Source organism: Streptomyces sp. NPDC054840 (assembly GCF_053611065.1).
In genome coordinates this window covers 1-22,311 of the sequence record NZ_JBSGZP010000033.1, presented here as the reverse complement: position 1 = coordinate 22,311, position 22,311 = coordinate 1, and the positions used below count along the sequence as shown (strand labels likewise).

Sequence of the window (22,311 nt, the reverse complement as noted above, 5' to 3'; positions counted from 1 at the left end):
CGGGGGGACCTCGCGGGGCGGGCGACGGGGGACGGTACCGGTCGGACCGCGGCCGGAGCCGCGGTGGGCGTCCGTCAGCTCCGCGTGCCGCTCGCCCGGCGACGCAGGAGCCAGGTACCGCCGACGGCGGCAGCGGCCAGTACGGCCGCCCCCGCCGCGATCTTGGCGGGATCGGCGGTGGTGGTCGTGCCACCGCCCACCCCGGTGTTGACATGGCCCTGCGGGCCGCGCTCGGTGACGATCAGGTCGCCGGTGGCGAACTTGCCGTTCGCGCAGGTCACGCCGATGCCGTAGGTCCCGCCGCGGGTGCCGTGGGCGATATGGAACTGCCCCACGACGACCTCCTTGTGGGTGCCCGGGACCAGCTTGAACCGGCCGCCGCCCACCGTGCTGGCATCGCCGTCCGCGTGGCTGCCGCTGCCGCAGGCGGTGGTGTTCACGGTGACGGTGGCGCCGGGGGCGGCGGACTTGGGCCACACCTCCAGCGGCGCGAAGTCCCCGGGTGCGAAGCCCACCACGCCGAGGTCCGCCGCGGCGACCGCGCCGGCGACCGGCCCGGTGAACGCGGCGGCGGTCAGCGCGGTCGCGGTCAGCAGGTGTGCGGTACGTCGGCGCATGGGGACTCTCCTGGAGACACGGGGTCGTATTTCCGAGGAAACCCGGCCCGCCCGCAGCGCGCCTGCTGATGTCCCGTCAGGTATGCCTTCCTGAGGTCCGCCTGCGGGTAGTGTGCGCAGGTCAGCGTGGGTGCCGAGGCCATCGGAGCGCCCCGCGCCGTCCGGGTGACCGCGGGTGGCTGCGGATCCTCGGTCGGTCGGCGCGGCTCCGGCCGGCCGCCTGCGGCCCCCGGGGCCGACGACCGGGCGCGCCGGAGCGGTTCGGGCCGCGGCCGGTCCGATGCGGGAGGGCGGCGGGCACACGGCGCGAGGCAGCTGTCATGGACGCAGAACCGTGAGGTGGAAGGGGGCCGGAACCGACGCCGGACGGCCCGGTCACGGCCGCCGGGAGGTTGTGCGACAGCGGTGCGTACGGTGGTGGCCGCGGGAAGGCAGGGACTTTCGGCCCGGCCCCCGCACCACCGCGCCATACCCGAGGGAGGGGCCCCGTGACATCGGTCGAACGGCTTCCGGACCCGAGCGATCCGCTCCCGTTCTTCGTCTACGGGACGCTGCGCCCGGGCGAGGTCAACCACGACCTCTTCCTGCGCGGCCGTACGGCTTCGCAGGAGCCGGCCGTCCTCCCGGACACGGCGCTCTACGACGGCCCCGGATACCCGTACGCGGTCCACCGCCCCGGCACGGCGGTCGTCGGCGAGCTGATCACGGCGGCGCCGGGCGCGTACGGGCGGCTGCTGGCCGCCCTGGACCAGCTGGAGGAGTACGGGGGCCCGGGCCGCCCGGGGAACATGTACGACCGGATCGCCCGCCCGGCCCTGCGTCCCGACGGCACCACGGTCCGCGCCTGGGTCTATCTGGCGTCCCCGCTGATCGCCCGCGACCTGCGGGAGTCGGGCACCGAGATCCCCGGCGGCGACTGGTTCAGGCGCCGGTGATTCGGTGCCGATGATCGGCCGGTGATCCGCGGCCGGTGATCGGCGGCTACAGCCCCTCGGCGCCGCGGTTGCGCAACCGCTGACCGTACTGCTGGAGCACCCACAGCTCCTCCTGGACGGCGGCCAGTTGTTCCGGCGAGGCCTGCGGGCCCAGCCGCGACAGCGTGCCCTGGATCTCGTGGACCCGGCGGTCGACGGCGCGCAGCCGCACCTGGACCAGCTGGACCCCCGCGTAGATCTCGTCCACCGTCTTCGCGTGGATGGCCTCGACCGCCAGCTCCGTGACGAGCGCGCGCACGGTGTCGTTCGGGGCGGCCTCGCGGACCCGGGCGAGGTAGTCCTCGGTGCCGAGCGAGGCACCGCCCGCGTCCAGGATCGCTTGGCGCACCGCCGCGTAGGGCGGGGCGGTGAACTCGTCCATCCCGTACGCGTCGAAGGCCGGGGAGACCAGGGCCGGCCGCTGGAGGGCGAGCTTCAGCAGCTCGCGCTCGGTGCGGTGGGCCGGGCTGCGCAGGTTCAGCGCGGGGCCCCCGGCCGGCTGGGCGGCGGGCGCGGGGGCGTCCGCGTAGGAGGGGCGACCCCTCTGGGGCTTCCCGCCGGGCCGGCCGCCCTGCGGTCCGTCGCCCTGGCCGCGCTCGCGGGCCCAGCGCGCCAGCTGTGCGACCCGCTTGACGACGAACTGCTCGTCGCGGATGCCCAGCATGCCCGCCAGCTGGACCGCCGACTCGTGCTGGATCGCGATGTTCTTGATGTTGGCGACGACGGGCGCGGCCTCGTCCAGGGCGGCCGCCCGGCCCGCCGGGTTCTCCAGGTTGTGCCGGGCCACGATGTGCCGCAGCGCGAACTCGAACAGCGGTGTGCGGGCCTCCACCAGGCCGGACACGGCCGCGTCGCCCTGCGCGAGGCGCAGGTCGCAAGGGTCCATGCCGCCGGGGGCGATGGTGATCGAGGTCTCCGCGGCGAACTTCTGATCGTCCTCGAAGGCCCGCAACGCGGCCTTCTGGCCCGCCGCGTCGCCGTCGAAGGTGAAGATCACCTCGGCGGTGGCGTTGTCCATCAGCAGCCGGCGCAGGATCTTGATGTGGTCCCCGCCGAAGGCGGTACCGCAGGTGGCGATCGCGGTGGTGACCCCGGCCAGGTGGCAGGCCATCACGTCCGTGTAGCCCTCGACGACCACGGCCCGGGAGGTCTTCGCGATCTCCTTCTTCGCCAGGTCGATCCCGTACAGCACCTGGGACTTCTTGTAGATCGCGGTCTCGGGCGTGTTCAGGTACTTCGGGCCGTTGTCGTCGTCGCGCAGTCTGCGCGCGCCGAAGCCGACCACCTCGCCGCTGATGTCGCGGATGGGCCACATCAGCCGGCCGCGGAAGCGGTCGATCGGCTTGCCGCTGCGGCTGTCCTGGGCGAGTCCGGAGGTGATCAGCTCCTTGTCGGTGAAGCCCTTGCCGCGCAGGAAGCGGGTCAGGTGGTCCCACCCGGCCGGGCTGTAACCCACGCTGAAGTGCGCGGCCGCGGCCTGGTCGAAGCCGCGCTCCGCCAGGAACTTGCGGCCGATCTCCGCTTCGGGGCTGCCCAGCTGGTCGACGTAGAACTGGGCGGCGGCCTTGTGCGCCTCGACCAGCCGGATCCGGTCACCGCGGCCGCTGGTGCCGGCGGTGTAGCCGCCCTCCTCGTACCGCAGGGTGATTCCGGCCAGGCCGGCCAGGCGCTCGACCGCCTCCGAGAAGGAGAGGTGGTCGATCTTCATGACGAAGTCGAGGGTGTCCCCGCCCGCCTGGCAGCCGAAGCAGTGGTAGAGCCCCTTGCTGGGGCTGACCTGGAAGGAAGGGGACTTCTCGTCGTGGAAGGGGCACAGGCCCTTGAGGTTGCCGCCGCCCGCGTTGCGCAGCTGGAGGTACTCGGAGACCACGGCGTCGATCGGGACCGCGTCCCGTACCGCCTTCACGTCGTCGTCGTTGATCCGTCCTGCCACCCGTGAAGTCTACGGCCGGGCGCGGGCAATCCGGTCAGGCCTCCACGGCCCGCACCAGGGAGTCAAGCGGAACGGATGGGTCCGCCAGTGCCTCGCGGTCGACCGGCGTCTTCGACCTGATCAGGGCCTGGATGTGCTCGGTGACATCCCACACATTCACATTCATTCCGGCCAGGACCCGGCCCTCCGACAGCCAGAAGGCGATGAACTCCCGCTTGCCCACGTCCCCGCGGATCAGCACCTGGTCGTAGCCGCCGGCCGGCGCGTACCCCGAGTACTCCAGGCCCACGTCGTACTGGTCCGAGAAGAAGTACGGCACCCGGTCGTAGCCGACCTCCTGGCCCAGCATGGCTCGCGCGGCGGCCGGGCCGCCGTTCAGCGCGTTGGCCCAGTGCTCGACCCGCAGCCGGGTCCCGAGCACCGGGTGATGGGCGGCGGCCACGTCCCCGGCCGCGTAGATGTCCGGATCGTTGGTGCGCAGGGAGGAGTCCACCGCGATCCCGCCGCCGTGCTCCCGGTCGACCAGGGCCAGCCCGGCGGTCTCGGCGAGCGCGGTCCGCGGCGCGGCCCCGATCGCGGAGAGCACCGCGTGCGCCGGGTGCTCCTCCCCGTCGTCGGTACGGGCGGCCAGCACCATGCCGTCGTGACCGACGATCTCGGTCAGCCGCGCCCCGAAGTGGAAGCGCACCCCGTGATCGCCGTGCAGGTCCGCGAAGAGCCGGCCGACCTCCGGGCCGAGCACCGCGTGCAGCGGCGTGGCCTCCGGCTCGACGACGGTGACCTCGGCGCCGTAGCCGCGGGCGGCGGCGGCCACCTCCAGTCCGATCCATCCGGCGCCCGCGATGAGCAGGTGCCCGTTGTCCCGGCCGAGCCCGGCCAGTACGCCCTTCAGCCGTTCGGCGTGCGCGAGGCGCCGCAGGTGGTGCACCCCGGCCAGATCGGTGCCGGGGATGTCCAGGCGGCGCGGCTCCGCGCCGGTGGCCAGCAGAAGCTTGTCGTAGTAGAGGACGGTGCCGTCACCGAGGACCACCTTCTTGGCGTCCCGGTCGAGGTGGACCGCGGGCTGGCCGAGGTGCAGCTCGATGTCGGAGGCCGCGTACCAGGACGGCTCGTGGACGAAGACGCTCTCCCGTTCGTCCTTGCCGGTCAGGTAGCCCTTGGACAGCGGCGGGCGTTCGTAGGGATGGTCGCGCTCGTCGCCGATCAGGATCACCCGCCCCGTGAACCCCTCGGACCTCAGCGTTTCGGCCGCCTTCGCTCCGGCGAGCCCTGCGCCGACGATGACGAATGTCCGATGTGCGTCGACCACCTGATGCCTCCTCATAACCTCTCCGCCACATGCGACCACATGCGAGCGTCCCGCACCGAGCCTGCCGCGTGAAGGGGGAGTGGCTCGATCAGCTCACCTTTCGGCGCGTCGGCCGCGCCGGGTGAGGCGTGCGTGAAGGGAACGGGCGGATGCGTCGGTGAGGCACGCGATCTGGTCGATGACCGCCCTTTTCCTGGCCTTGTCGTCGGGGGCCGCGTCGAAGATGGCCCGGAACTGCGGGTCCAGCCCCTCGGGGGCGCGGGCGCTCAGCGCCTCCGCGAGTTCGGCCAGGACGATGCGCTGGTCGGCGCGGATCCGTTCCTGCTCGTCGCGCTGCATCACGTACAGGTCGGCGACGGCCTTGAGCACCGCGCACTCGTTGCGCGCCTCGCGCGGGACCACCAGTTCGGCACCGTACCGGGTGAGGCGGCCGGAGCCGTACGCCTCCCGGGTGGCCCCCTCGGCGGCCAGGCAGAACCGGCCGATCAGCTGGCTCGTGGCGTCCTTCAGCCGGGACTGGGCGAGGGCCGAACCGTCGTACCCGTGCGGCCACCACTCCTGCCCCATCAAACGGTCGAGGGCGGCCCGCAGCTCTTCGGGCGCGGTGTCGGCGGGGACGTACCGGCCGATGGCCACCCGCCAGATCGCCGTGCGCTCGGGCTCGGCGTGGAGCATGTTGGGGTCGAGGTGGCCGGCGTGCAGTCCGTCCTCGAAGTCGTGGACGGAGTACGCGACGTCGTCCGCCCAGTCCATGACCTGGGCCTCGAAGCACTTGCGGTCCGCGGGCGCGCCGCGCCGCAGCCAGGCGAAGACCGGCAGGTCGTCCTCGTACGCGCCGAACTTCACCGAGTCGGGATCGGTGGGGTGGTCCCCGCGGGCCCACGGGTACTTGGTGGCGGCGTCCAGACAGGCCCGGGTGAGGTTGAGGCCGACGCTGACGAGCTCCCCGCTCGCCGGGTCGGGCACGAACCGCTTGGGCTCCAGACGGGTCAGCAGGCGCAGCGACTGGGCGTTGCCCTCGAAGCCGCCGCAGTCCTTGGCGAACTCGTTCAACGCCTCCTCGCCGTTGTGGCCGAAGGGCGGGTGGCCCATGTCGTGGGAGAGGCAGGCGGCTTCGACGAGGTCGGGGTCGCAGCCGAGCGCGGCGCCGAGCTCCCGCCCGACCTGGGCGCACTCCAGGGAGTGGGTGAGGCGGGTCCGGGGACTCGCGTCCCAGTCGTAGGAACGGCTGCCGGGGGTGACGACCTGGGTCTTCCCGGCGAGGCGCCGCAGCGCGGCCGAGTGCAGCACACGGGCGCGGTCGCGCTGGAAGGCGGTCCGGCCGGGCCGTTTGTCGGGCTCGGCGGCCCAGCGCTCGGTGTCGGCCGCGTCGTAGAGGTCGCGGTGGTCGTCGGTGAGGGCGTGCGTGGTGCCTTCCATGCAGAGACGGTAACCGGAACAACTGACAAACCGGGATCAGGCGGAGAGGAGTTCCGCCCGGGCCAGGTGGACGGGCAGCGCGCGGGCCTCGTCGTAGCGGTGCAGCACCAGCCGGGCCAGGGCCGGGTGGTCGCCGAGCGGGGCGGCGGCGAGGCCGGGCGCCGCCGCGGCGGTCTGGGTGGCGAACCGGCCGGGAGCGGCGAAGTACGAGGCCACGGCGATCCGGTGGTGGCCGCGGGCGGTGAGGGCCCGGACCGCCTCGGGGGCGCCGGGCGCGGCGGCGGAGGCGTAGGCGGCGGTCACCGGGACGCCGCCGAGGCGTTCGGAGAGCAGGGCGGCGGTGCGGCGGGTGTCGGCCGCGGAGTCGGGGTCGCGGGAACCGGCGGCGGCCAGTACCACGGCCGAACCGGGAGCCCGGGTCCAGCCGGCCTCCAGCAGACGCTCGTACAGGGCCTCGACGAGCAGGGGGTGCGGGCCCAGCGGGGCGGCGACGCGGGTGAGCAGGTGGCCGGCCCGGGCGGCGGCCGCGGGAAGATCACGCTTGACGTGGTACCCGCGGCCGAGCAGCAGCGGGACGAGCACGGCCGAGCCGGACAGCTCGCCCAGGGTGTCGTCGAGCAGCGGCGCGTTCAGCTCGACGTGGCCGAGCCGGACGTCGAGCCGGGGGCGGAGTTCGCGGACCCGTTCGAGGAGGGCGAGTGCGGTGTGGAGGGCGCGCGGGTCACGGCTGCCGTGGGCCACGGCGACGAGGGTGGGCTGCATGGGCGGACTCCGGGTCGGCGCAGGCCGCTGAGCTGGGTGCCCAGCTGGCGGGTGATGCGGCCGAGCAGCTCGGCCGTGCTGTCGAAGGGAAGGGCGGGAAACTCGGGAGGGTGCACCAGCTCCGTCATGAACCGATCCTCCGCGCCCCAGGTTGCCGGTGCGTTGCGCGGGGATGACGGGTCTTTGCCGTGTGCTCACAGGGCGGCCGGAGTGGCTGTCCGGGCCGGGCGCGGCCGGCGGCGTACCTGCCGGAGATCGGGGACCGGGCGAACCGCACGGCCCCGATACGCGTCCTGACCGGCGGACGAGCAGTCGAGACACCTGGGGATGGATGATGCGCCGACCGCGCCTGCCGAGAGTCGAGTGGAGCCGGGCGGTGGCGGCGCTGCGCGACGTACGGACCCGGCGGCCGGCGGTGCAGACCGTCATGGCGTGCTGCGTACTGGCGCTGCTGCCCTCGGCGTGGATGCACGCCGTGACCGCCGACCGGCTGCGGACCACGGCCGACACGCCCGCCGCCGAGGTGGCCGTGGTCTTCGGCGCGGGCCTGCTGGGGAGCCGGCCGACCCCCTACCTGGCCGACCGGCTGGACACCGCCGCCGAGCTGTACCGCACCGGCAAGGTCAAGGTCGTGCTGGTCACCGGGGACAACAGCCGCACCGAGTACGACGAACCCGACGCGATGCGGACGTACCTCACCGCGCACGGGGTGCCGGACCGGAAGATCGTCAGCGACTACGCGGGTTTCGACACCTGGGACTCCTGCGTGCGGGCGAAGGAGATCTTCGGCGTGGAGCGGGCCGTGCTGGTCACCCAGGGCTTCCACATCCGCCGGGCCGTCGCCCTCTGCCAGGCGGCGGGCCTGGACTCGTACGGCGTCGGGGTGGCCGACGTGCACGACGCCACCTGGTACTACGGCGAGACCCGCGAGGTCTTCGCGGCGGGCAAGGCGGCGCTGGACGCGGCCTTCAAGCCCGCCCCGCACTTCCTCGGACCGAAGGAGGAGGGGGTGTCGCGGGCCCTGGCCGCTCCGGCGGAATGACGCGGCGCCGGTCATGGCGGATCGGCCGGGCACGCCCTTCGGTCCCGGCCGCCGCAACGTGATGCTCTTCGCGGACCGTGGGTACCCGGTCCTCGACGTCGTCCACGGCCGGATCATGTGCGGGGAAGCCCGCGACCGACCCGAGCCGGGGCCGGCCCTCGACGCCGCCCTCACCGCGGCCGCGGATGCGCGCTGAGGGGGAGCACCCGGACTTGTAACGCGCAGCGGCGGCCGGCGTAACACCGCCGACCCACGCTGGACCGTATGCACACCTCCGACTCCACCACCGACACGCACTGCCCGTACTGCGCCCTGCAGTGCGGGATGAGGCTGCGCCCCGAACCGGGCGGCGCCGCCGTGACAGTGGAGGAGCGGGCCGACTTCCCCGTCAACCGGGGCGCGCTGTGCGGCAAGGGCCGCACCGCCCCCGCCGTACTCTCCTCCCGGGTGCGCCTTACCCAGCCGCTCATCCGCACCCACGCCGGGCAGCTGGAGCCGGCCACCTGGGAGGAGGCGCTCGACGCCGTCGCCTCGGGGCTCGCCCGCACCGGCCGCACGTACGGCCCCGACGCCGTCGGCGTCTTCGGCGGCGGCGGGCTCACCAACGAGAAGGCCTACGCGCTCGGCAAGTTCGCCCGCGTCGCCCTGCGCACCTCGCAGATCGACTACAACGGCCGCTTCTGCATGTCCTCGGCCGCCGCCGCCCACCAGCGGGCCTTCGGGCTCGACCGGGGCCTGCCCTTCCCGCTGGCGGACATCCCGCGCACCGGCTGCGTGATCCTCGTCGGCTCGAACCTCGCCGAGACCATGCCGCCCGCCCTGCGCTACCTCACCGAGCTCAAGGCCAACGGCGGCACCCTGATCGTCATCGACCCGCGCCGCACCCGCACCGCCGAACAGGCCGACCTGCATCTTGCCCCGCGGCCCGGCACCGACCTCGCCCTCGCCCTCGGCCTGCTGCACCTGATCGTCGCGGAAGGCCGGACCGACGAGGAGTTCATCGCCGCCCGCACCACCGGCTGGGAGGAGGCCAGGGCCGCCGCGATGGCCCACTGGCCGGAACTGGTCGAGCGCATCACCGGGATACCCGTCCCCAGGCTCCGCGAGGCCGTGGCCATGTTCTGCGCTCCGGAATCCGCCATGGTCCTCACCGCCCGGGGCCCCGAGCAGCAGTCCAAGGGCACCGACACCGTCGGCGCCTGGATCAACCTGTGCCTGGCCACCGGCCGGGCCGGCCGCCCGCTGTCCGGCTACGGCTGCCTCACCGGGCAGGGCAACGGCCAGGGCGGCCGCGAACACGGCCAGAAGGCCGACCAGCTCCCCGGCTACCGCAAGCTCACCGACCCGGCCGCCCGCGCCCACGTCGCCGAGGTCTGGGGCGTCGACCCCGACAGCCTCCCCGGCCCGGGCCGCAGCGCCTACGAACTCCTCGACGCCCTCGGCACGGACGTGAAGGCCCTGCTCCTGATGGGCTCGAACCCGGTGGTGTCCGCCCCCCGCGCCGGACACGTCGAGGACCGCATCCGCTCCCTGGACTTCCTCGCGGTGGCCGACGTCGTCCTCTCCGAGACCGCGGCCCTCGCGGACGTCGTCCTCCCCGTCACCCAGTGGGCGGAGGAGTCCGGCACCACCACCAACCTGGAGGGCCGCGTCCTGCTCCGCCGCCGGGCGCTGACCCCACCGCCGGGGGTCCGCAGCGACCTGGACGTCCTGCACGGACTCGCCGCCCGCCTGGGCGTCGAGAAGGGCTTCCCCACCGAGCCGGAAGAGGTCTTCGAGGAACTGCGCCGCGCCTCGGCCGGCGGCCCCGCTGACTACTCGGGCATCACCTACGCCCGTATCGAGGCCGAACAGGGCGTCTTCTGGCCCTGCCCCGAAGGCCCCGAGGGATCCGCGGCTTCCCCGGGCACCGAGCGCCTCTTCCTGGACCGCTTCGCCACCGACGACGGCCGGGCCCGCTTCGTCCCCGTCTCCCACCGCGACGCCGCCGAGGTCCCCGACGCGGACTACCCGCTGCTGCTCACCACCGGCCGGGTGGTCGCCCAGTACCAGTCCGGCGCCCAGACCCGCCGGGTGGACGAACTCAACGCGGCCGCCCCCGGCCCGTTCGTGGAACTCCACCCGCGGCTCGCCGCCCGGATCGGCGCGGTCGACGGCAGCCCGCTCGCCGTGACCTCCCGCCGCGGCCGAGCCGTCGCCCCGGCCCGCATCACCGACACCATCCGGGCGGACACGGTCTTCATGCCCTTCCACTGGCCGGGCGAGGGCCGCGCCAACACGCTGACCAACCCGGCCCTGGACCCCACGTCCCGGATGCCGGAGTTCAAGGTCTGCGCGGTCCGCGTCGAGCCGACCTGACGCCCGCGGCGCAGCTCCGCGGCCCGGCCCGGCGGTTCGCCCCCGGCCGCTCGGTCCCACCCCGCGCCACCACGTCGAGCGCGGTGCGGCGGACAGCCCGCCAGGCGGGACGCACCGCCTCGTCCACGGCCGAGTCCGTGATCCGGTAGCCGTCCGCGAAGTGCTTCAGCGCCGGGTCGAAGACCCGGACCGCGGGGCCCGGCGCCTCCGGTCCGGCCGTGTGCGTCCGCGGCAGGCCGGACCGGCGCCGCCGCCAGTCGTCCCCGGGCGCGTCCCGCGCGTTCGCCCCGGTCATGCCGTCACCTCTTCGTCGATCCCCCCCGCCGTCCACCGGCAGGTCACTGTCGTGCAGCACGAACTCCCGTTCCTCCGAACGGATTTCGTTTCCCGCCGAGCCGAGCCGAGCCGAGCCGAGCCGAGCGCCGCGACGAGCGCGTCGCAGGCCGTCCCGGCCTCCGCCGCCGCGCCGCGCCACCGCTGGGGTCACGAACCGGTTGTGCGCGCCCCGGCCAGGACCCGGCGGGCGTTCCAGGACAGATGGGCCGGCGATCATCTCGGACATGCGTCCGAGTCGCATCGGGGTTCTCGCCGGGGGGTAACCATCCGGTCACGCACCGGACTCAGAAAGTGCTCGCACGCCCCTCGTGGCCGCGATGTGTCGTACCCCACACTGAGGTGCGGTGCCCCCGTCCTCGGAGCCCTGGAGGTCGCCCCCGTGCACACCCGGACCCTGACCGTGAACGTGAGCGAGTCCTCGGAGGCCAAGGCCGTGGACGAAGAGCCCGAGGTACTGGATCTCATCGAGCCGGTGCCCGTGCAGCGCAGGCGCAGCAGCGACAGCGGAGGCGGAGCGGGCCCGTCCGCCGACTTGTTCCGGCAGTACCTCCGCGAGATAGGCAGGATCGCGCTGCTCACCGCCGTCGAGGAGGTGGACCTCGCGCGACGCGTCGAAGCCGGCCTGTTCGCCGAGGAGAAGCTCGGCAACACCCCCGACCTCGACTCCCAGCTCGCCCTCGACCTCGACAAGCTCGTCGTCATGGGGCGGATGGCCAAACGCCGGCTCATCGAGTCGAACCTGCGGCTCGTCGTCTCCGTCGCCAAGCGGTACGTGGGCCGCGGGCTCACCATGCTCGACCTCGTGCAGGAGGGGAACCTCGGGCTGATCCGGGCCGTCGAGAAGTTCGACTACGCCCGCGGGTACAAGTTCTCCACCTACGCCACCTGGTGGATCAGGCAGGCGATGTCCCGGGCGCTCGCGGACCAGGCCCGGACCATCCGCGTGCCCGTCCACGTCGTCGAACTGATCAACCGGGTCGTCCGCGTGCAGCGCCGGATGCTCCAGGAGCGCGGGTACGAGCCCACGGCCGAAGAGGTGGCCGTCCACCTGGAGCTGACCCCCGAGCGGGTCCTGGAGGTGCTCCGCCTCGCCCAGGAACCGGTCTCCCTGCACGCCCCGGTGGGCGAGGAGGACGACGTCGCGCTCGGCGATCTCATCGAGGACGGGGACGCCGCCTCGCCCGTGGAGTCGGCCGCCTTCTTCCTGCTGCGCGAGCACCTGGAAGCCGTCCTGTCGACCCTCGGCGAGCGCGAGCGCAAGGTCGTGCAGCTGCGGTACGGCCTCGCCGACGGGCGGCCCCGCACCCTGGAGGAGATCGGGCGGATCTTCGGTGTGACGCGCGAGCGGATCCGCCAGATCGAGTCCAAGACCCTCAACAAACTGCGCGACCACGCCTTCGCGGACCAGCTCCGCGGGTACCTGGACTGACGGACCACCGGAAAAGGGGGCGCCCCGCCTGGCGCCCCCACTCCGCAGCCGGACCGGCCCGGCCCTGACGGCTACGGCTGCCCGGGCTCGTGGGGATCGGACAGCCGCCGGCTCATCCAGACGTCGTCGACGTAGGCCCCGTCCAGCAGGAACTCCTCGGGCAGGACACCGACCACCGTGAAGCCGCACCGCCGGTAGAGCTGCTGCGCCGGCCCGTTGTGGCCGAGCACGCGCAGGTTCATCCGGCGGGCACCACCGGCCCGCGCGGCGGCGCAGGCAGCCTCGACGAGGGCCTGCCCGACTCCGCTGCCACGGGCGGACGCGAGGACCGCCAGTCCCTGGATATGACGGACGTGCCGATTGGTTTCGAGCGGGCCGGCCGGCGCCTGGGCGATGTACCCGACGACCCTCTGTCCGCGTTCCGCGACGAGGAAGCTCTCCACGGGGTGCCGCTCGTCGAAGACGGCGGCGTCGGCCGGGCGTTCGGGGCCGGGCTCGCTCACGCGTGACCACGTCGAACGGAACAGCTCCAGTATCTCGCGTTCGTCCTCCGCCCGAGCGGGGCGAACCACCAGGTCCGATGCCATGCCGCCATGCTAAGGGCTGTCCCGCCGCCCCCGGCGGGCGCACGACGACGGTTCGGCCACGCCGTGGACCCTCCGGGCTGTCGGGGCGCTACTTGCAAACACGCCCTAGTCGACCTCGGCCACCGCCTGCGCGAACTGCGCCGCGTACAGACGGGCGTAGGCGCCGCCGGAGGCCAGCAGCTCCTCGTGCGTGCCCTGTTCCACGATCGATCCGCTCTCCATCACCAGGATCACGTCCGCGTCGCGGATCGTGGACAGCCGGTGCGCGATCACGAAGGACGTACGGCCGTGCGCGAGGCGGGCCATCGCCTTCTGGATCAGCACCTCGGTACGGGTGTCCACCGAGCTCGTCGCCTCGTCGAGCACCAGGATCACCGGCTCCGACAGGAACGCCCGGGCGATGGTGATCAGCTGCTTCTCGCCCGCGCTGACCCCCGCGCCCTCGTCGTCCAGCACGGTGTCGTAACCGTCCGGCAGGGTGCGGATGAACCGGTCCGCGTGGGCGGCCCGCGCCGCCTCCTCGACCTCGGCGCGCGTGACCGCGCGCGAAGCACCGTAGGCGATGTTCTCCGCGATGGTGCCGCCGAACAGCCAGGTGTCCTGGAGCACCATGCCGATGCCGTCGCGCAGTTCCTCGCGGGTCATCTTCGCGATGTCCACCCCGTCGAGGGCGATCTCCCCGCCCGTGACCTCGTAGAACCGCATCAGCAGATTGACCAGCGTGGTCTTGCCGGCGCCGGTCGGGCCGACGATCGCGACCGTGTGACCCGGCTCGACCGTGAGCGAGAGGTTCTCGATCAGCGGCTTGTCCGGCTCGTAGCGGAAGGCCACCTTGTCGAAGGTGACCTGACCGCGCAGCTCCTCCGGACGCTCCGGAACCTCGGCGTCCGGCTCCTGCTCCGCCGCGTCCAGCAGCTCGTACACCCGCTCCGCCGAGGCGACACCGGACTGCACGAGGTTCGCCATCGAGGCGACCTGCGTCAGCGGCATCGAGAACTGCCGCGAGTACTGGATGAAGGCCTGCACGTCACCGATCGACAGGGTGCCGGAGGCGACCCGAAGCCCGCCGACCACGGCTATCAGCACGTAGTTGATGTTCGAGATGAAGAACATCACCGGCTGCATGATGCCGCTGACCAGCTGCGCCTTGAAGGAGGCCCGGTACAGCGCCTCGTTCTGCTCGGCGAAGACGGCCGCGGACTCCTTCTGCCGGCCGAAGACCTTGACCAGGCTATGCCCCGAGTACATCTCCTCGATGTGGGCGTTGAGCGCGCCGGTCGTCTTCCACTGCGCGACGAACTGCGGCTGCGACTTCTTGCCGATCTTCGCGGCGACGAAGATCGACAGCGGTACGGTCATCAGCGCGACCAGCGCCAGCAGCGGCGAGATCCAGAACATCATCACGAGCACGCCGACGATGGTCAGCAGCGAGTTCAGCAGCTGGCCCATCGTCTGCTGGATCGTCTGGCCGATGTTGTCGATGTCGTTCGTGGCCCGGCTCAGCACCTCGCCGCGCTTCTGCTGGTCGAAGTACGACAGCGGCAGCCGCGACAGCTTCGCCTGGAGCTCCTCGCGCATCCGGTAGACGGTGCCGTTCATGACGTGGTTCGACAGCCTGGTGGCGACCAGCATCAGCAGACCGGCCAGGGTGAAGACCACCAGCGCCCAGATCGCGACGACACCGACGGCGCCGAAGTCGATGCCCTGCCCCGGGGTGAAGTCGGTACCGGCGAGCATGTCCGCCATACCGTCCTGGCCCCGCGCGCGCAGGCCGTCCAGCGCCTGCTGCTTGGTGGTCCCGGCCGGCATCTCACGGCCGACGATCCCCGCGAACACCAGGTCGGTGGCCTCACCGAGGATCTTCGGGCCGACCACCGCGCAGCCGACACTGCCGACGACGGCCGCGACCATGCCCCAGATCTTGGCCCGGTCGTACGCGAGCTGCCGCAGCAGCCGCTTGCCCGAGCCCTTGAAGTCCATGGACCGCTGGGCCGGCCCCATCATCATCCGTCCTCCGGGCCCGCTCATGCGGCCTCCGCCTCCGTCAGCTGGGAGAGCACGATCTCCCGGTAGGTCTCGTTGTCGGCCATCAGCTCGTGATGGCGTCCCTCACCGACGACCTGGCCCTCGTCCAGGACGATGATCCGGTCGGCGTCCCGGATCGTGGAGACCCGCTGGGCGACGATGACCACGGTCGCGTCCTCGGTCTCACGGGCGAGCGCCGCGCGCAGCGCCGCGTCCGTCGCGTAGTCCAGGGCCGAGAAGGAGTCGTCGAAGAGGTAGATCTCCGGGCGCTGCACGAGCGTCCGGGCGATGGCCAGACGCTGGCGCTGGCCGCCGGACAGATTGGTTCCGCCCTGGCTGACGGGGGCGTCCAGACCACCCTCCAGCGCGGACACGAACTCCCTGGCCTGGGCCACCTCCAGCGCCTGCCAGAGCTCCTCGTCGCTCGCGTCCGGGCGTCCGTAGCGCAGGTTGGAGGCGATGGTCCCGGAGAACAGGTACGGCTTCTGCGGCACCATGCCGACCGTCCTGGCCAGCAGGTCGGGGTCGAGTGCGCGGACGTCCTCCCCGTCGACGAGGACCTCGCCGCCGGTCGCGTCGAAGAGCCGCGGGACCAGGCCCAGCAGCGTGGACTTGCCACTTCCGGTGGAGCCGATCACCGCCGTGGTCTCGCCGGGGCGGGCCACCAGGTCCACCCCGCGCAGCACGGGGGCCTCGGCGCCCGGGTAGCGGAAGTCGGCGCCGCGCAGCTCCAGGCGCCCCCGGCGGGCGAGTTCGGGCACCGGGTCCTTGGGCGGGACCACGCTCGACTCGGTGTCCAGGACCTCCTGGATGCGCTCGCCGCAGACCTCGGCGCGCGGCACCATCATGAACATGAAGGTGGCCATCATCACGGCCATGACGATCTGCATCAGGTAGGCGAGGAAGGCCGTCAGTTGGCCGATCTCCATGCCGCCGCTGTCGACGCGCATCGCGCCGAACCAGATGACGGCGACGCTGGAGATGTTCACGACCACTATGACCGTGGGGAACATGTAGGCCAGGAGTTTGCCGGCGGACAGCGAGACGCCGGTCAGGTCGGCGTTGGCCTCCCGGAAGCGTTCCTTCTCGTAGTCGTCGCGAACGAAGGCACGGATCACCCGGTTGCCGGTGATCTGCTCGCGCAGGACCCGGTTCACGGTGTCCAGGCGCACCTGCATCCGGCGGAACAGCGGCCGCGTCCTGAAGACGATCGCGCCGACGGCGATCCCGAGCACCGGGACCACGGCGAGCAGCACGCCCGACAGCTTCACATCGAGCGAGAGCGCCATGGCGATACCGCCGACGCACATGATCGGGGCCGAGACCATCAGGGTGAAGGTCATCAGGACCAGCATCTGGACCTGCTGGACGTCGTTCGTCGTACGGGTGATCAACGACGGGGCGCCGAACTGGCCCAGCTCGCGCGCCGAGAAGCTCTGCACGCGGTCGAAGATCGCGGCGCGCAGGTCCCGGCCGAAGGCCGCGGCCGTACGGGCGCCGTAGTAGACGGCTCCGACGTTGCAGACGAGCTGGACGAGGGAGACACCGAGCATCAGTGCGCCGAAGCGCAGGATGTAGCCGGTGTCGCCGTTGACGACACCGTTGTCAATGATGTCGGCGTTGAGTGTGGGCAGGTAGAGGCTGGCGCTGGTCTGCAGCAGTTGCAGCAGGACCAGCACCGCGATGGGTTTCCGGTACGGACCCAGATGGGTCCGCAGAAGTCGTATGAGCACGCGCAGGCTCCGGTCGGCACGATCGAGGGGGTCGACCCATCTTGGGCCAACCGGCCCTGTGATCCCCACCGGATTTCGCAAAGGCCGGTCAAAAGGACCAGTCGGCCCCGACCATCGCCCGGGGAGGTCCCGTCATCCCCGGCGGGCGCACGACGACAGCTACGGCACCTCGCTGCGTCGTCGGAACGCCCGAATGCAACCGGTATGAGGGCGTCCCTCCGCCTTGCGATGCACCGCGTCTGACGCCGTGCGCGGATCCACCGGGGATGACGGCAGCCCTGGGGATGTCCTAGAACGCCCCGGGGTGGATCTGCTCGCGTGTGGCGATGTACTGCTGGCGAACCGCCTGCCACGCCGGGAATTCCTCGCCCGGCTCGAAGACCTGGGCCGACGGGGCCGGCCAGACCGGCGGGGTGTGCGGGGCCAGTGTGCCCTGCGCCACACCGAGTGCCCAGGCGGCCTGGCGCGCCGCGCCCAGCGCCGCGTAGTCGGCCGGGGCCGGTACGACGACCTGCGTGCCGAACAGCCCGGGAGCCGCGGCCTGCACGGCGGGCAGCTCGGCCGCCGCGCCCAGCAGGAACACCCGGCGGATCTCGACCCCGCGCGAGCGCAGCACGTCCAGCGCGTCCACCAGCCCGCACAGCATGCCCTCGAAGGCGGCCCGGGCCAGGTGCTCCGGCTTCATCGAGTCACGACGCAGCCCGGACAGCGTGCCGGCGGCGTGCGGCAGGTTCGGGGTCCGCTCACCCTCCAGGTACGGCAGGAGTACGAGGCCGTGGGCGCCCGGCGTCGACTTCAGCGCGAGCTCGGACAGCCCCTCCAGATCGGTGCCGAGCAGCTCGGCGGTCCCGCGCAGGGCCCGTACGGCGTTGGAGGTGTTCACCACGGGCAGGTGCATGCCGCCGGCGTCGGCCAGCGAGGTGACCAGCCCGCCCGGCTCCGACACCGCCTCGTGGTGCACCGCCATCACCGAACCGGAGGCACCCAGCGAGACCACCGCGTCGCCGGGGCCCAGCCCCAGCCCGAGCGCGGCGGCCATCGTCTCGCCGGTGCCGGCCGATATCAGCAGCCCCTCGGGCGTGGTCCCGGCGGCGTCGGCCGGGCCGAGCACCTCGGGCAGCAGCGCCCGGTGCCCCAGCGCCAGCTCGACCAGGTCGGGCCGCCAGGTTCCGGTGGCCGCCGACCAGTACCCCGTACCGGAGGCGCCACCGCGGTCGGTGGTCCGCCGGGCGGGGCGGCCCAGCAGCTGCCAGACGAGCCAGTCGTGCGGGGACATCAGGACGGCGATCCGGCGGGCGGCCTCGGGTTCGTTGCGGGCCAGCCAGGCCAGCTTCGCGACCGGCTGCGCGGCGTGCGGGACCGAGCCCACCGCCTCGACCCAGTTGTGCCGGCCGCCGAAGGCGTCGACGAGGTCGGCGGCGGCGACCTGGCCGCGCTTGTCGTTGCCGACGAGGGCGGGACGCACCAGGGCGCCCTGCGGGTCCAGCGGCAGCAGGCCGTGCTGCTGCGCGGACACCCCTATGGCCTGGACCCCTTCGAGGAGTCCGCCGCCGGCGGCCTCGCCGAGGGAGAGCAGCCAGGCCTGCGGGTCGGTCTCGTGCGGATTCGCGCCGGCCGGTTCACCCGTGGGCTGTGGATGGGGTGCGTACCCCTGGCGCAGCACGGCGCCGGTCTCGGTGTCACAGACGACGATGCGTGTGAACGCGGAAGAGCTGTCCAGCCCGGCGACTATCCCCATACCGTGAATTCTGCCGCACGCGGGCCGGACTCGACCGGTCCGGAGCCCCCGGAACCTCATGGATCCCGTGGGCCCCGGCGCGGACCTGTGCTGCTCAGGTGTTGCTCGTGCCCCAGTCGTCCTCGCCGGCGCCGCCTCCGACCCGGCCGCGCAGGCTCCGTACCCGCCCGGCGAGCGAGTCCGGGACGGCGTCGCCGACCTTCTGGCTCACCGTGGTGAAGGCCTTCCCGGCGAACTCGCGCCCGTTCTGGCCCGCGGTCTCGGCGGCGTTGCGCACCGCCGGGTTCTGCGCGATGTGGCGGGCGGACTTCCGCAGCTGCTCGTAGCGCTCGCGTCCGGCCCGGGTTCCGAGCACGTACCCGAGGGCCAGTCCGACCACGAACGTGACCTTGTAACGCATCCCTGTCACCCTTCGTCGTGTGGTGCCCGGCCCGCTGTCGATACCGATTGGCGGAGCACCCCCCTGCTTGCGCTAATCTATGACTCGCAACGGGCGCTCGCCCCCCGGCAACGCCGGAGGTGGGCTGTTCGATGCACCGCAGCAATCCCCTGTAGCTCAATTGGCAGAGCAGCCGACTGTTAATCGGCAGGTTACTGGTTCGAGTCCAGTCGGGGGAGCGCGGTCCCCTGTAGCTCAATTGGCAGAGCATTCGGCTGTTAACCGGAGGGTTGCTGGTTCGAGTCCAGCCGGGGGAGCAAGGAAGAAGAAGAGGGCCCTGAGGGGTCCTCTTCTTTTCTTTGTCACCCCGTCCGGGAACCGGGCAGCCTTCGGCGCGGTCTCTCTGAACAGGCGAAGCCGATCATGCGAGGCATCCGAGGCAGGAGATCGTATGAGCGGCTATGCTGCGGCAGACGGCGCGCACACGTGTACGCGCCACGCCGTGAAGGGGCGGTAGCTCAGCCGGTTAGAGCAGCGGACTCATAATCCGTCGGCCGTGGGTTCGAGTCCCACCCGCCCCACTGCGAGCCGCAGGTGCAGAAACGATCGCACCTGCGGCTTCGGCGTGTCCGGGGCCTGTCGTGCCATCAGGCGGGCCGAGCTCAGGCCCTTTGGCCGGGAACCGCCCGGGAACGCGGGTCGGCCGTCTCGGGCTGATCGCGGCGACGGCGCGGCACGGGTGAGGCAGCCTTCTCGGCGGCGTCGCGCTATACGGACACGCCGCGGCAGGCATGTCTCGCTTCTTGAGCCCGGACACCTGCACGATCTGCTGCCGCACGACGATCACCCGCCGGGCGAAGTCGACGTCGTCCCATCGGAGCCCGCGCGCCTCACCGCGGCGCAGGCCCGTTCCGGCGATCACCTCGATGCGTAGCTGACGGAGTGCGCCCTACGGCACAGCCCCGCCGATCAGCGGGGCTGTACGCGTATGGGAGAACGTCTGCCGACCGGTTCCGGTCGCTCACCGGCGTGGACGTCCCGGCCTGGATGAAAGAACCACCCGTCCCGATGTGTGCCGCAGGCGAGGATCCGTTCCCACCTGCGGCTTCCGCCTCCTTGGAGCTAGAAGTCCTCCGTCTCGTCCGTGAGATGGCGCAGGACGTCCGTCAGGTCCTGGCGCCGGGCGAACGCCACGCGCTGGCGGTGGGCGCCCGAGCCGTCGCGCAGGAGGCCCGCCATGGTCTTGGCGGCGTGATCGAGGTCGCCGGCGGCGGACAGTTCCGGGGCGACCATGTCCAGCAGTGCCTCCGCGAGGTCCGCCGCCGGGAGTTCCGTCCCCGAGTACGGGTCGAGGCCGAAGCCCTCCAGGCCGTCGTGAGCCGCCCGCCAGCGCGCGAGGCGCAGTACGTCGTCCCGTACGGCCGGTTCGGGGCGGCGCTCCGCGATCTCGCGCAGCGCCGTGGAGACCAGCGCGCGGGCCAGTTCGGCCTGCAGGATGGCCGAGTCGATGTCCGGCGACATGTCCGGCGCCCGGATTTCGAGCGTCGGCCAGTGACCGGAGGGGCGGAGGTCCCAGTAGACCATCTTGGTGTCCAGGGCCGCTCCGGAGCCGAGCAGGGTCTGCACCGAGCGCCGGAAGTGCGCCGTGGACGTGAAGTGCGGGGGCAGGCCCGCCGAGGGCCAGCCGGACCAGGCCATCGCACGCCAGCTGGCGTGGCCGGTGTCACGACCGCCCCAGAACGGAGAGTTGGCGGCCAGCGCGATCAGCGTGGGCAGCCAGGGTCTGATCCTGTTGGACACGGCCACCGCCACATCCACGTCGAGCGTGCCGATGTGGATGTGGCGGCCGCAGCTGACCAGTGTGTCGGTGAGCGCGCCGAAGCGGCGGTGCTGCTCGCGCTGGCGCGGCTCGTCGTCGGTCAGGTGCAGCGGCCCCTCGACGGCGACGACCGGCGAGGGGGCGGCCAGCAGCCGGCAGCCGTGGGCGCGGGCGGCCCGGCCGATGGTGCGCCGCAGGGCGGCGAGCTCGGCGCGCAGCGAGGCCGCAGAGTGGGCTATCGGGGTGGATATCTCCACCTGGTAGCGGGTGCCCTCGGGGTGGAGCTCGCCGGGCAGCCCGCCGGCCGTCGCCAGGACCAGCGGGGCGGCGGGGACCACCCGGAAGCTGTGGGCGTCGACGAGCAGGAACTCCTCCTCGACGCCGAGGGTGAGGGGGACGGTCGTGCGCACCGTGTTCTGCGTCGTGCCGGTGCTCGTGGTGCTGTTGCCAGGTTCGATCACTACGCCTCCCTGGACATACGAGTCTTTTCATCATGAGCTGAACACGAGGCGAGGAGCGCACGCCGATTCAGTCAAATGTCCGGTGATAGTGGCGGGTTACCGGCAATACGGCACCTGGGCCGGTAGTGCGGAGCCGCGTGTGGCGACTGTTGCCGGTGGGTGAACGGGCCAAAAATCCAGGAGGGCGGCGGACGGCCGGTGGTTATCATCCGCTGTGACCCGGACGACCGCCCCACCCCAGCTCTGGCAGCGAATATTCGCCGACCTCACCCCGCTGAGCGCATCCGCGGACTACCGGAGGCTGTGGTTCGGCGGAACCATCTCCTGGGTCGGCCAGGCGATGACCACCCTCGCGATCTCGCTCCAGGTCTACGACATCACCCGGTCCAGCTTCTCGGTCGGGCTCGTCGGGCTCTTCTCGCTCGTCCCGCTCGTCGTCTTCGGCCTCTACGGCGGAGCGATCGCCGACACCGTGGACCGGCGCAAGCTCGGCCTGTACAGCTCGATGGCCGCCGCCGCGCTGTCGGTCGTGCTCGCCACCGCCGCGCTGCTCGACTTCCACCGCGTCTGGTTCCTGTACGCCGTCGTCGCGCTCCAGGCGGTCTGCGGGGCGCTGACCGGCCCGGCCCGGTCCGCCATGATCCCGAGGCTGCTGCCGGTCGAACAGCTGCCCGCCGCCAATGCCCTGAACTCCGTGACCATGACCTTCGGTTCGATGGTCGGCCCGGCCTTCGGCGGATTCATCGTCACCGTCGCGGGCTACGAGACGGCCTACCTGATCGACGCCGTCACCTTCACCGCCGCGCTCTACGCGATGTGGAAGCTGCCGTCGATGAAGCCCGACCGGGCCGAGGGCGCGCGGGGCAGGGCCTCCGTTCTCGACGGACTGCGCTTCCTCGGCACCCGGCCGAACATCCGGATGACCTTCTTCTCCGACCTGGCCGCCATGGTGCTCGCCCAGCCCCGGGCGCTGTTCCCGGCCATCGCAGGGCTCTGGTACGGCGGTGGTCCCGGAACGGTCGGCCTGCTGGTCGCCGCCATGGCCGCCGGGGCGCTGCTCGGCGGGCTGTTCTCCGGCTGGCAGGGCCGTATCCGCCGGCACGGGCTGGCGATCCTGCTCGCCGTCGCGGGCTGGGGACTGGCCGTCGCGGTGTTCGGGATCACCCGGAACCTGTGGCTCGGCATGTTCTTCCTGGCCCTGGCCGGGTACGCGGACACCGCCTCGATGGTGTTCCGCACCACCATGCTCCAGGCCGCCACCCCCGACGACATGCGCGGCCGTCTACAGGGTGTCTTCATCATCGTCGTCGCCGGCGGACCCCGGCTGGGCGATTTCCTCCCCGGGTGCGCCGCCGACCTGATCTACCCGACCGTGGCCGTGACGGGCGGC

At 72.4% G+C, this 22,311-nt stretch carries 18 protein-coding genes and 3 tRNA genes; 9 read left to right on the top strand and 12 right to left on the bottom strand.

The window, feature by feature from the left end; all coding sequences use genetic code 11:
• Window positions 1-74: 74 nt before the first annotated feature.
• On the bottom strand, window positions 75-617 hold the full coding sequence (locus ACWGIU_RS04900; RefSeq protein ID WP_453702470.1) for a hypothetical protein: 543 nt from the start codon (window positions 615-617) through the stop codon (window positions 75-77).
• Window positions 618-1,105: 488 nt separating this feature from the next.
• Here ACWGIU_RS04900 and ACWGIU_RS04895 point away from each other — a divergent pair, with 488 nt between their 5' ends.
• Window positions 1,106-1,552: a gamma-glutamylcyclotransferase family protein gene (locus tag ACWGIU_RS04895; protein WP_453702468.1), complete on the top strand. Its 447-nt coding sequence runs from the start codon at window positions 1,106-1,108 to the stop codon at window positions 1,550-1,552.
• 46 nt (window positions 1,553-1,598) lie between these two features.
• Here the strand turns inward: ACWGIU_RS04895 and dnaG are convergent, their stop codons facing one another.
• The 4 genes from dnaG to ACWGIU_RS04875 form a co-directional block, all read right to left on the bottom strand.
• Entirely contained in the window at window positions 1,599-3,524 is a 1,926-nt protein-coding gene (gene dnaG / locus ACWGIU_RS04890; RefSeq protein WP_453702466.1) for a DNA primase, read from the bottom strand.
• A 34-nt stretch (window positions 3,525-3,558) separates the two neighbouring features.
• Entirely contained in the window at window positions 3,559-4,833 is a 1,275-nt protein-coding gene (locus ACWGIU_RS04885; protein WP_453702464.1) for an NAD(P)/FAD-dependent oxidoreductase, read from the bottom strand.
• 93 nt (window positions 4,834-4,926) lie between these two features.
• Window positions 4,927-6,252 carry a deoxyguanosinetriphosphate triphosphohydrolase gene (locus tag ACWGIU_RS04880; protein ID WP_453702462.1) on the bottom strand — a complete coding sequence of 442 codons (1,326 nt, stop codon included), beginning with the start codon at window positions 6,250-6,252 and terminating at the stop codon, window positions 4,927-4,929.
• A gap of 36 nt (window positions 6,253-6,288) precedes the next feature.
• Window positions 6,289-7,014, bottom strand: a complete 726-nt coding sequence (locus ACWGIU_RS04875) for a sirohydrochlorin chelatase (RefSeq protein WP_453702460.1) — start codon at window positions 7,012-7,014, stop codon at window positions 6,289-6,291.
• 334 nt (window positions 7,015-7,348) lie between these two features.
• Between ACWGIU_RS04875 and ACWGIU_RS04870 the strand changes: the two genes are divergently transcribed.
• From ACWGIU_RS04870 to ACWGIU_RS04860, 3 genes are all read left to right on the top strand, one after another.
• Window positions 7,349-8,056, top strand: coding sequence for a SanA/YdcF family protein (locus ACWGIU_RS04870; RefSeq protein WP_453702472.1), 708 nt, complete (start codon window positions 7,349-7,351; stop codon window positions 8,054-8,056).
• A 13-nt stretch (window positions 8,057-8,069) separates the two neighbouring features.
• Entirely contained in the window at window positions 8,070-8,252 is a 183-nt protein-coding gene (locus ACWGIU_RS04865; RefSeq protein ID WP_453702458.1) for a hypothetical protein, read from the top strand.
• 68 nt (window positions 8,253-8,320) lie between these two features.
• The gene (locus tag ACWGIU_RS04860) at window positions 8,321-10,414 is read left to right on the top strand and encodes a molybdopterin oxidoreductase family protein (protein ID WP_453702456.1); all 2,094 of its coding nucleotides are present in this window, start codon (window positions 8,321-8,323) and stop codon (window positions 10,412-10,414) included.
• Here the strand turns inward: ACWGIU_RS04860 and ACWGIU_RS04855 are convergent.
• Entirely contained in the window at window positions 10,380-10,709 is a 330-nt protein-coding gene (locus ACWGIU_RS04855; protein ID WP_453702454.1) for a hypothetical protein, read from the bottom strand. The genes ACWGIU_RS04860 and ACWGIU_RS04855 overlap by 35 nt on opposite strands.
• Before the next feature lie 360 nt (window positions 10,710-11,069).
• On the opposite strand from ACWGIU_RS04855, the gene ACWGIU_RS04850 reads away from it, so the two are divergent.
• Entirely contained in the window at window positions 11,070-12,179 is a 1,110-nt protein-coding gene (locus ACWGIU_RS04850; RefSeq protein WP_453702452.1) for an RNA polymerase sigma factor, read from the top strand.
• Window positions 12,180-12,250: 71 nt separating this feature from the next.
• On the opposite strand, the gene ACWGIU_RS04845 is transcribed toward ACWGIU_RS04850, so the two are convergent.
• The 5 genes from ACWGIU_RS04845 to ACWGIU_RS04825 form a co-directional block, all read right to left on the bottom strand.
• On the bottom strand, window positions 12,251-12,766 hold the full coding sequence (locus ACWGIU_RS04845; protein ID WP_453702450.1) for an N-acetyltransferase family protein: 516 nt from the start codon (window positions 12,764-12,766) through the stop codon (window positions 12,251-12,253).
• Window positions 12,767-12,871: 105 nt separating this feature from the next.
• Window positions 12,872-14,794: an ABC transporter ATP-binding protein gene (locus tag ACWGIU_RS04840; protein WP_453702448.1), complete on the bottom strand. Its 1,923-nt coding sequence runs from the start codon at window positions 14,792-14,794 to the stop codon at window positions 12,872-12,874.
• Window positions 14,791-16,524 carry an ABC transporter ATP-binding protein gene (locus tag ACWGIU_RS04835; protein ID WP_453702446.1) on the bottom strand — a complete coding sequence of 578 codons (1,734 nt, stop codon included), beginning with the start codon at window positions 16,522-16,524 and terminating at the stop codon, window positions 14,791-14,793. Before ACWGIU_RS04835 ends, ACWGIU_RS04840 begins: the two co-directional genes overlap by 4 nt.
• 289 nt (window positions 16,525-16,813) lie before the next feature.
• Complete coding sequence (locus tag ACWGIU_RS04830; RefSeq protein WP_453702444.1) at window positions 16,814-18,262, bottom strand: FGGY family carbohydrate kinase; 1,449 nt, start codon at window positions 18,260-18,262, stop codon at window positions 16,814-16,816.
• 94 nt (window positions 18,263-18,356) lie between these two features.
• Window positions 18,357-18,662, bottom strand: a complete 306-nt coding sequence (locus ACWGIU_RS04825) for a YtxH domain-containing protein (protein ID WP_453702442.1) — start codon at window positions 18,660-18,662, stop codon at window positions 18,357-18,359.
• A gap of 145 nt (window positions 18,663-18,807) precedes the next feature.
• Between ACWGIU_RS04825 and ACWGIU_RS04820 the strand changes: the two genes are divergently transcribed.
• The 3 genes from ACWGIU_RS04820 to ACWGIU_RS04810 all read left to right on the top strand — a co-directional run bounded on the left by ACWGIU_RS04820 (window position 18,808) and on the right by ACWGIU_RS04810 (window position 19,222).
• Window positions 18,808-18,880 (top strand) — tRNA-Asn (locus ACWGIU_RS04820).
• 5 nt (window positions 18,881-18,885) lie between these two features.
• Window positions 18,886-18,958, top strand: a tRNA-Asn gene (locus ACWGIU_RS04815).
• Between the two features lie 190 nt (window positions 18,959-19,148).
• Window positions 19,149-19,222, top strand: a tRNA-Ile gene (locus ACWGIU_RS04810).
• A 541-nt stretch (window positions 19,223-19,763) separates the two neighbouring features.
• On the opposite strand, the gene ACWGIU_RS04805 is transcribed toward ACWGIU_RS04810, so the two are convergent.
• Window positions 19,764-20,921: a carboxylate-amine ligase gene (locus ACWGIU_RS04805; protein WP_453702440.1), complete on the bottom strand. Its 1,158-nt coding sequence runs from the start codon at window positions 20,919-20,921 to the stop codon at window positions 19,764-19,766.
• A gap of 214 nt (window positions 20,922-21,135) precedes the next feature.
• Here ACWGIU_RS04805 and ACWGIU_RS04800 point away from each other — a divergent pair.
• The coding region (locus ACWGIU_RS04800) for an MFS transporter (protein ID WP_453702438.1) at window positions 21,136-22,311 on the top strand (1,176 nt) is incomplete at its 3' end.